The organism is Nonomuraea sp. B5E05, from assembly GCF_039880665.1.
GTDB lineage: Bacteria > Actinomycetota > Actinomycetes > Streptosporangiales > Streptosporangiaceae > Nonomuraea.
In genome coordinates this window covers 420,083-429,533 of the sequence record NZ_JBDPMJ010000002.1, presented here as the reverse complement: position 1 = coordinate 429,533, position 9,451 = coordinate 420,083, and the positions used below count along the sequence as shown (strand labels likewise).

8 protein-coding genes and 1 tRNA gene are annotated in these 9,451 nt (G+C 68.1%); 4 read left to right on the top strand and 5 right to left on the bottom strand.

The window, feature by feature from the left end:
• Positions 1 to 17: 17 nt before the first annotated feature.
• Positions 18 to 959 (bottom strand): methionyl-tRNA formyltransferase, encoded by a 942-nt coding sequence (locus ABGB01_RS05410; protein ID WP_347770885.1) that lies wholly within the window; start codon positions 957 to 959, stop codon positions 18 to 20.
• A gap of 281 nt (positions 960 to 1,240) precedes the next feature.
• On the opposite strand from ABGB01_RS05410, the gene ABGB01_RS05405 reads away from it, so the two are divergent.
• The gene (locus tag ABGB01_RS05405) at positions 1,241 to 3,103 is read left to right on the top strand and encodes a LysM domain-containing protein (protein WP_347770883.1); all 1,863 of its coding nucleotides are present in this window, start codon (positions 1,241 to 1,243) and stop codon (positions 3,101 to 3,103) included.
• Positions 3,104 to 3,153: 50 nt separating this feature from the next.
• Here the strand turns inward: ABGB01_RS05405 and ABGB01_RS05400 are convergent, their stop codons facing one another.
• Together ABGB01_RS05400 and ABGB01_RS05395 are read right to left on the bottom strand one after the other, a co-directional pair.
• A complete protein-coding gene (locus ABGB01_RS05400) occupies positions 3,154 to 3,906 on the bottom strand; it encodes a YbaB/EbfC family nucleoid-associated protein (protein ID WP_347770881.1) in 753 nt (250 codons plus the stop codon).
• 264 nt (positions 3,907 to 4,170) lie between these two features.
• Positions 4,171 to 4,253: transfer RNA gene (locus ABGB01_RS05395), tRNA-Leu, on the bottom strand.
• Between the two features lie 46 nt (positions 4,254 to 4,299).
• On the opposite strand from ABGB01_RS05395, the gene ABGB01_RS05390 reads away from it, so the two are divergent.
• On the top strand, positions 4,300 to 4,944 hold the full coding sequence (locus ABGB01_RS05390) for a response regulator (RefSeq protein ID WP_347770879.1): 645 nt from the start codon (positions 4,300 to 4,302) through the stop codon (positions 4,942 to 4,944).
• 331 nt (positions 4,945 to 5,275) lie between these two features.
• Positions 5,276 to 6,577: an ABC transporter substrate-binding protein gene (locus ABGB01_RS05385; RefSeq protein WP_347770877.1), complete on the top strand. Its 1,302-nt coding sequence runs from the start codon at positions 5,276 to 5,278 to the stop codon at positions 6,575 to 6,577.
• Positions 6,578 to 6,620: 43 nt separating this feature from the next.
• On the opposite strand, the gene ABGB01_RS05380 is transcribed toward ABGB01_RS05385, so the two are convergent.
• Positions 6,621 to 7,487: a hypothetical protein gene (locus ABGB01_RS05380; RefSeq protein WP_347770875.1), complete on the bottom strand. Its 867-nt coding sequence runs from the start codon at positions 7,485 to 7,487 to the stop codon at positions 6,621 to 6,623.
• A 189-nt stretch (positions 7,488 to 7,676) separates the two neighbouring features.
• On the opposite strand from ABGB01_RS05380, the gene ABGB01_RS05375 reads away from it, so the two are divergent.
• On the top strand, positions 7,677 to 8,978 hold the full coding sequence (locus ABGB01_RS05375) for an ABC transporter substrate-binding protein (protein ID WP_347770873.1): 1,302 nt from the start codon (positions 7,677 to 7,679) through the stop codon (positions 8,976 to 8,978).
• A gap of 55 nt (positions 8,979 to 9,033) precedes the next feature.
• Here the strand turns inward: ABGB01_RS05375 and ABGB01_RS05370 are convergent, their stop codons facing one another.
• Positions 9,034 to 9,408, bottom strand: a complete 375-nt coding sequence (locus ABGB01_RS05370) for a hypothetical protein (RefSeq protein ID WP_347770871.1) — start codon at positions 9,406 to 9,408, stop codon at positions 9,034 to 9,036.
• Between the last annotated feature and the right edge of the window lie 43 nt (positions 9,409 to 9,451).

Below are 9,451 nucleotides of genomic sequence, written 5' to 3'. Positions count from 1 at the left end.
CGGCTCGGCCACCCAGGTCACCGGTCGGTGAGATAGCCGCCCATCGTGCGGAAGACCTCCGTGGCGGGCAGGTCCGCACCCGACTCCGTGCGGACCTGCTCGATCACGAGCCCGTGGCCACGCCCCCTTCGAGCCTCCGGGCCGGCGACGATGACCACTCCGTCGCCTTCCCGGATGAACACCCGGCCGGGGGTCCCTCCGTACAGACCCTTCGACACGGACGCCTTCAGCACGCGGATGCGCTCACCCCTGTAGAAGGTGAAGGCGTTCGGGTACGGATCGGACTGCGCGCGCACCAGCCGCTCGATGTCCTCCGCCGGCCAGCTCCAGACGATGCGGCTGTCCTCGACGGACCGTTTGTGGAAGAAGCTCGCCTTCGACCGGTTCTGGGCGACGGGGGCCGCCCGGCCGCTCTCGATGAGCGCGAGCGCGTCCCGCACGATCGGGCGGATCAGCGCGACGGTCCTGTGGAACAGGTCCGTGGCCGTGTCGGAGGGTCCGACGCCTACGGCGCGCTGCAGCACGATGTCGCCGGCGTCCAGCTCCTCGTCCATGAGGTGGGCGGTGACGCCCACCTCATCCTCCCCGTTGATCAGCGCCCAGATCAGCGGCGAGAAGCCGGCGTAGGCGGGCAGCAGCGAGTCGTGCACGTTCAGCGTGCCGTGGCGGGGCAGCCCGAAGATCTCCGGCGGGATCCAGGTGCGCCAGTTGTTGGCGACGATGATGTCCGGCGCCGCCTCCTTGAGCGCGGTGACGAGCTCGTCGTCCGGCCTGGAGCGCAGCAGCACGGGAACGCCGTGCCCGGCCGCCAGATCGGCCACCGAGTCGTCCCAGATCTTCTCGTAGGCGTGCTCGCTCTTGGGGTGTGTCACGGCGAGCACCACGTCGTGGCCGGATTCCAGCAGTGCCTGCAACGTACGGTGTCCCCACGTTTGGTAGCCGAACATCGCGACCCGCATGTGCGCCTCCTGTGATAGGCCTAATTAGGTAAGCCTAACCTAAAAGACAATACGTGCGACGGCCATGTGCGCTCCTTGGGGCGGCTGCAACCTGCAGAAAATGTCGTGAAACGACCGGCGTCAGGTGGCAAAAGGGCAGTTGACCCAAAGATTGCTGATCAACTAATGTCTAGCGGATTACGGCCGAACAAGCCGCCCCTCCTCAGCGGAGCCGTGCCGGCACGAGACCGCGGCGGTGATCCCGTCGAGCGGCCATGTCGTCGAAGTCAATAAGGAAGTGCATGGCCAGTAGTGGTTTCAGCTACGCCGGTCCGGAGGGTCTTGAGCATCTCAAGCGGGCGGGCTTGAGAAGCCAGGACGCCGGCGACAGCCTCGCCGAGATCCGCAGGTCGTTCGTCACACACGCGAAGGGCGACGTCAACACGTACGCCCTGATCCAGGACGGCGCGGCCGAACTCGCCAGCGGCTACAACCAGTTCTTCCGCGACCTGTCCGACTCCATGTACCGGCGGGGCAGCGCTCTGACCAACTGCGGAGCCAATCTGAAGTACTCCGCGGCCAACTACGGCTGGAGCGAGCGTCTCCTCCCGCCCGATGACCCGCCCCCCTTCCGCGAGAACGTCGAGCTGCCCGATCCCGGCACCCTGTCCGTGACGTTCAACGCGACCCTCGACCTGCTGGGCCTCGGCGACGACTACGAGCGCAAGCTCCTCGAGATGCAGCAGGCGTGCGAGGAGACAGCACGCCGGCTCCGGGCGCTGCAGCCCGACATCGACGCGGTCGAGGACGACGTCAAGAAGGCGCGGTGGGGCGGAGACGCCGCCCAGACCTACCACGCGGCCTGGACGAGACACGTCAATCCCTCTGGCGGCGGGACAGATCAGGCCCAGACCCTGGAACAGTGGGCCGCGCGCTCCGAACACTCCGCCGAGATCCTCGGCAACGCCGTCGAGGAGACCCACAGGTCCAAGCACCTCGTCAAGCGCACCCTGCAGACGCTCGCGGCGATCGGCGTCATCATGGCCGGAGCGGCGATCCTCAACCCGGCGGTACGCGCCTTCCTCGTGCGGATGGCGAAGGCTCTCAAGCAGCGCGCCATGCTGGTGATCAAACTCCTGCGCGCCAGACTCAAGCAGCTCGGCAAGGGGTTCGGAACGAGCGTGGCCGGACGCGGCTCGGTGCTGAGCGGGTTCATGAAGAACGGGATCGGCGTCGTCGGCGCCAACTACGTCAACTCCTCGCTGGCGAACGCCGGACGGGGCGTCGAAGATCCCTTCTCGGTCTCCCCGGGCATGCTGGGCACCCTGTCCTTCCTCCTTGGCCTCGGCGGCGCCTTCTCGCTCATGAAGAGGCTCGGCTCGGTCACCAGATTCGCGCAGGCCCACCCCCTCGGGTTCAACATGGCGCTCGAACTCGGCATCAACGCCGGCGCCGCCACCGCGCTGAGCATGATGTTCGAGAACAAGAGCTTCGGCGCCGCGCTCAAGGACGGCGTCATCGTCGGAGGCGTCAGCGCGGTCTTCGGCGCCGGATACTACGGACTGCTCCGTGACGCGACCGGCCTGAAGCACCTCGCCTGGCGCAGGGCGGACAAATGGGGAGTCAAGAAACTCGGGCCCGCCAATGCGGGCAGCGCGATGTCGGCCACCAACGTCCGCTACGCGACTCCCAAGGGCTCCCATCTCGCCCAGATGAAGCTCAGCGACGGCACCAAGATCTGGCTCCCGAAGAACAGCCTCACCTACCGGGCCAGGCAGATCGGGCCGGTCAACGCCTTCCTCAACCTGAACCCCTTCTGGAAGGGCCGCATCCTCGGCCTCCTCCCGGGGACCATCAACTACACCCTGGTCCCCCGAGGCCAGAGCGAGCCCGTCGACCTGACGATCCCCGACTACCGGAACTGGGATCACGGCTCCAACGCCGAATCACCGCGATCCGGCTCCAGGCAACCGGTCGGCGCCACCACACACACGGTGCAGGGCGGCGACACGCTGTCGGCGATCGCTCGGCGCGAATACGGCAGCGAGCGCTACGTGTCGCTCCTCCAGCAGGCCAACTGGCATCTCGACGGCATCGACCAGGGCCACCTGTCCCCAGGCCAGCAACTGGTGATCCCGGAACTCGAGAAGGAGAAGGTCTCCTAGGGGCGACCCGGACGGCGCCTCACCAGCGTGACACGGGGCGCCGTCCCAGGTCACCGGCGCGGGCGCGGGCGGTCATCCGGGGACACGACGTCGGCGCCGGCTCCTGGATCGAGATCCGGGAAGGCGTCGAGCACCTTCTCCTCCGCCTTCGCGACGACCGCGCGCCGGGCGTCGCGGACGGCCGCCAGAACCTCCTCCGCCAGCACGTGACTGTCCAGCCGCATGGCACGGGCCCCGATGCTGATCTCGCGGACGCGTCCGTGCGCGTCCGCGGTCGCCGTGACGTGCCCGGACGCATTAGCGCCTGTGCCGACCACGCTCTCCAGCTCGTCGTACCGCTTCTCCAGGAAATCGGGCACCCGGCGCTCGTCCTCCTCCGCCACGGCGCCGGAGCCGGACATCTCCAGGATGCGGCGGAGAACGTCGCTCACCGCCCGCCCGTCCCGGTCGGTCGCCAGGCTCTCGCCGAGCCGGTCGGACGTGATCGAGGAAAGGGCGGCGCCGTCCAGGATCTCCCGTGCCTGCCGCCGCGCGTCCCGTTGCGCCGCGCTGAGCACCGCGGCCACATCCTCGGCGAGACGGTCCGCGTCACGCCGCATCACGCGCGGATCGAGAGCGAGCGAAACGATCGCGCCGTCGGCGTCGGCCTTCGCCCTGATCATCCCGTCGTCGCTCTCGCCGGCCCCGGCGATCACCCGATCGCGGTCCCGCGCCGCCAAGGACTCCCGCACCATCTGGTCGACCTTGCCGTTGATCGCGGCCATGATCTCGCGATCGTCATCCTGTCCGGAGAGCGTAGCCATGCGGCACTCCAATGATCATGCGTCCCTGTCAGCGCGCCAGTTTAGGGCACCCGATATGTCCAACCCCAGCAGCCCGGATGACGGCCGAACGGTGCCCGCACCCCCGGCCTCCGCATCACGCGGCCCTTGCTGATCGGGTGGACGGCTTGAGTGTGTCGACGCGTTCCCGCACGCGGCCAGCCCGGCGCAGGCGATGCGCGGGGACCGGACCTGCATGGAGGGGGCGCCGGCCCCGGCAGATGGAGCCGTCGCGTGTGGATGGAGTGCCGGAAGCGGGATTCGAACCCGCACGCCCTTTCGAGCAGACGCTTTTGAGGCGTCCATGTCTGCCATTCCATCATTCCGGCTGATTTCCGGACTTGTCCGGATCAACGCCGCGTTCCACCGCTGAAGATGATCAGCAACGGGTGCCAGCGTGGATCTAATCTACCGGACGTCTGTACTCTTGCGCTCGTGAGTACGCAGCGGCGAGTAGTGATCGCGGAAGACGAGGCCCTGATCCGCCTCGACCTCAAGGAGATGCTCCAGGAGGACGGCTACGTCGTCGTGGGCGAGGCCGGTGACGGCGAGCAGGCGATCCGGCTGGCCGCCGAGCTGAAACCCGACCTCGTCATTCTCGACGTCAAGATGCCCGTGCTCGACGGCATCTCCGCGGCCGAGCGCATCGTGGGCGAGCGCATCGCGCCGTGCCTCATCCTGACCGCCTTCTCCCAGCGTGACCTGGTCGAACGGGCCAGGGACGCGGGGGCGATGGCCTATCTGGTCAAGCCGTTCACGAAGGCTGATCTGGTGCCGGCCATCGAGATGGCGGTCAGCAGGCACGAGGAGATGGTGGCACTGGCCGCCGAGGTGTCCAACCTGTCGGAGCGGCTGGAGACGCGGAAGCTGGTCGAGCGGGCCAAGGGGCAGTTGATGGCGCAGCACGGCTGGAGCGAGCCCCAGGCCTTCCGGTGGATCCAGAAGGCGTCGATGGACCGGCGGCTGAGCATGCGTGAGGTTGCCCAGATCGTTATAGACGACGCGGCCGAGCGGGGCTGAGGCGCCCGCGCCACATGGTGTGCCCGTCGCATCGGAGCCTGCGGGGCGGGCCGCCGGTCACGGCGCGGTCGGCGGGCGGTCTCCGCATTCCCTTACGCCCCACCTTCCCCATCATTCCAGCCCTGGTCCCGAAATTTCGGGTCAGGGCCGTTCCTTGTGTGAAGTGTCCGTAACTGTGGTGAAACATCCCATTACTATGGGTATTTAGGACATTACGAATCAGTATAAAAGCCGGGTAACAACCCCCTTTTGTCCCTTCCGAGAGGCATGCTGAGCTCGGAGAACCCGGCGAAGGGGACGTTCCTTCGCTGAGATTGGGGGAGTCTTTTCTATGATCCGCATTGCTCCAGCGGGACGCCTGCTGGCCGTCGCGGCCGCGGCGAGCCTGGCCCTGACGGCCTGTGGCGGCGGTGGTGACGGCACGTCGGCGCAGCAGTCCGCGCCGGCGTCGACGTCCGCCGCGTCCTCGGCACCCGCGGCGAAGGGCGACGGCACGCTGACCCTCGGCACGGTGCTGCCGCAGACCGGTTCGCTGGCCTTCCTCGGCCCGCCCGAGTTCGCCGGCGTCGACCAGGCCGTCAAGGAGATCAACGACGCCGGGGGCGTGCTCGGCAAGCCGGTCAAGACGGTCCACACCGACTCGGGTGACACGACGACCAACATCGCGTCGCAGTCGGTGGACAAGCTGCTGGCGCAGAAGGTGGACGCGATCGTGGGCGCGGCGTCGTCGTCCGTGTCGGAGTCGATCATCGACAAGGTCACGGGCGCCGGCGTGGTGCAGTTCTCGCCGGCCAATACCTCCGACGCGTTCACCACGATCAAGGACAACGGCCTCTACTTCCGTACGGCGCCGCCGGACAAGCTGCAGGGCCGTGTGCTGGGCGACCTGATCGCCGCCGACGGCAACGACACCATCGGCATCCTGGCCATGCAGGACTCCTACGGCTCCGGCCTGGCCGACCAGGTCACCAAGACCGCCGAGGAGGCGGGGGCGAGCGTCGTGGAGCGGGTCGACTACGACCCGAAGGCGCCGGAGTTCTCCGCCGACGTGGCGCGGATCAAGGCGAAGAACCCGAAGGCGATCGTGCTGATCGGTTTCGAGGAGGGCGCAAAGGTCATCGCGGAGCTGGTCAAGCAGGGCCTGTCGGCCGACACGGTCAAGTGGTACATGGTGGACGGCAACATGTCGAACACCAACTACGTGAAGATGCCCAAGGGCACGCTCACGGGCGTCAAGGGCACCATCCCGGGCGCCGAGGCCCCTGACGACTTCAGGAAGAAACTCAAGAAGCTCAATGCCGAGCTCGACGACTTCACGTACTCGGCGGAGTCGTACGACGCGGTGAACCTGATCGCCCTGGCCGCCGAGGCGGCGAAGGACGACTCCGGCGCGTCGATCGCGGCCAAGCTGGCCGAGGTCAGCAAGGGCGGCGAGAAGTGCGAGAACTTCAAAGAGTGCGCCGCCCTGCTGAAGGAGGGCAAGGACATCGACTACGACGGCGTCAGCGGCCCGGTCGAGTTCAACGACGCCGGTGACCCGGCGGTCGCCACCATCGGCATCTACCAGTACGGCGAGGACAACACCTACGACACCAAGGCGCTGGAGTACCGCACCGGCGACATCGAGGGCTGAGCCCGGGTCCGGCCGCTGAGCGACCCGGCGTCCAGCGGGTCCCTCAGCGGCCGAAGCCGCACGCCCTGAACGCGTAGCCGATCAGGCGGTCCTGCAGCGGTTTGGGCGGCGCCACGACGACCACCCGCTCCTCGCCCCCGTCGATGCCGGCCCGCACGGGGAACTGGAAGGCCTTCTTGGCCTCGCCGAACGCGTGGCCGTCGCAGCGTGCGGGGGTGAGCTCGATCGGCACCTCCAGGCGCTGCTCCGTGGCCCGCAGCAGGCCGAGGCGCCGGCCGTCGTAGGCGACGTTGTAGTGCGTCGTGCCGCCCATGGCCGCCAGCGTCACCGCTCCCGCGCCGCGCCGGGTGACGACCAGGTCGCCGCGCATGACCTTGCCGGACTCCGTCCAGTCCGGGCCGAACGAGATGTTCACGGCCTGCTTGATGAGGAACTCCGAGCACTCGTCGCGCAGCAGCCTGGCCAGCAGCGGGTCGGGGTGGGGCAGCTCGAAGGCGACCTTGCGCAGCGGCTCCGAGCCGGTACGGAGATGGGCCACGACGGTGGCGGGCCGCACCTGGGGCAGGCCGTCGGGCGAGCAGTTGGCGGCGCCGTACGGGATGGGCAGATCGGTGCGCTCGGTCCTGCCGATGGCGGCGCCGGCCTGGCTCGCGGGCACCGTACGGAAAGACGGCGTCACCAGCTGGACGTCGGCGAAATAGACGGAGGTGTCGCGGGTGTTGCGCACGGCCACCTGAAGCCGGTGTGCCGGTTCGTCGGAACGCCATTGCCCGAGCGTGACGGAGACGCCGGCGGGCGGGGCCGAGGCAGCCTCGGGAGACGGCCCGGAAGCCGCCCCGGAAGTCGCCCCGGTGGAGCCGCACCCGGCGAGAAGGGCCACCACGGCGAAGAATGTGGCAATACGCTTCACCTGACGCACAATAAGCCTGCTTCCGCAGGTCCCGTAAGTTGAGGACTGATTACGACTCCGCATCCAAGTGCCGACAGTTCCTCGCGGCATCTGGTTGGAGCATGCGACAGTTTTGTACGTTTCCGTCATTCGATCGGGAACGTTCGGCGGTGCTGACGGATCCCCGGCCTGAAATGAAGGAGACACTTCATGATCCGCATTGCTCCCGTGGGACGGGCGCTGGCTGTCGCGGCTGCCACCAGCCTGGCCCTGACAGCCTGCGGTGGTGGCGGCGACACGGCCACGCAAACCTCCGAAAGTGCCGCGCCCGCCTCATCCTCGTCGGCGCCGGCCGCGGCGAAGGGTGACGGCACGCTGACCCTCGGCACGCTGCTGCCGCAGACCGGTTCGCTGGCCTTCCTCGGCCCGCCCGAGTTCGCCGGCGTCGATCTCGCGCTCAAGGAGATCAACGAGGCCGGCGGAGTGCTCGGCAAGCCCGTCGAGAAGTTCGACACCGACTCGGGTGACACGACGACCAACATCGCGTCCCAGTCGGTGGACAAGCTGCTGGCGCAGAAGGCCGACGCCATCATCGGCGCCGCGTCGTCGTCGGTGTCGGAGTCGGTGATCGACAAGATCACGGGTGCCGGCGTGGTGCACTTCTCGCCCGCCAACACCTCCGACAAGTTCACCACGATCAAGGACAACGGCCTCTACTTCCGCACCGCGCCGCCGGACAAGCTGCAGGGCCGCGTGCTGGGCGACCTCGTGGTGTCCGACGGCAACGACACGGTCGCCATCATGGCGATGCAGGACTCGTACGGCACCGGCCTGGCCGACCAGGTGGAGAAGACCGTCACCGACGCCGGCGCCCAGGTGGTCGAGCGGGTCGACTACGACCCGAAGGCGCCCGACTTCTCCGCCGACATCGCCAAGATCAAGGCGAAGAACCCGAAGGGCATCGTCCTCATCGGCTTCGAGGAGACCGCGAAGGTCATCGGCGAGCTCGTCAAGCAGGGCATGCCGTCCAGCAAGCACAAGTGGTACATGGTCGACGGCAACATGTCGAACACCAACTACGTGAAGATGCCCAAGGGCACGCTCACGGGCGTCAAGGGCACCTACCCCGGCGCCTCGGCCCCGGACGAGTTCAGGAAGAACCTCAAGGAGGTCGACCCGAAGCTCGAGGACTTCACGTACGCTCCCGAGTCCTACGACGCGGCCAACCTGATCGCGCTGGCCGCCGAGGCCGCCAAGAGCGACGCGGGCGCCGACATCGCGGCCAAGCTGGCCGAGGTCAGCAAGGGCGGCGAGAAGTGCAAGAACTTCAAGGAGTGCGTCGACCTGCTGAAGGCCGGCAAGGACATCGACTACGACGGCGTCAGCGGCCCGGTCGAGTTCAACGACGCCGGTGACCCGGCCGTCGCCACCATCGGCATCTACCAGTACGCCGACGACAACAAGTACCCGGTCAAGGCGCTTGAATACCGCACCGGCAACATCGAGGGCTGACCAGCACCCGCGTGACGGAGAAGGGCCCGGTCGTCAGGACCGGGCCCTTCTGCTTTCACGCGCAGCCGGCCACGATCCGGTCGGCGGCCGCGCGGTAGCTCTTCAGCAGCGCCACCCGCCGCTCACGCGGCACGTCGTTCCTGGACAGCCCCGCGGTCGTCGTCTCGACGGTCTCCACGGCCCCGCTCAGCGAGCCGGGCAGCCGGCCGCCGAACTCCCGCGTGATGCCGTGCACCTCCGCCAGGCGGCCGGTCAGGGCGTCCTCGAAGTGCTGGCGCTCCTCCTGGCCCTTCGGGCCCAGCATGAGGCCCGCGTACCCGATGGCGGACACCACGCGGGCGCAGGGGCTGTCGGTGGGATCGCCTCCGGTGCTGTACTTTCCCGCCGACGAGGCGGCGTCCTGGCATCCGGCGAGCAGGACGGGGAGCATGAGCGCGACTGTCGCCATACGTTTCACAGCGATCATTAAAGAA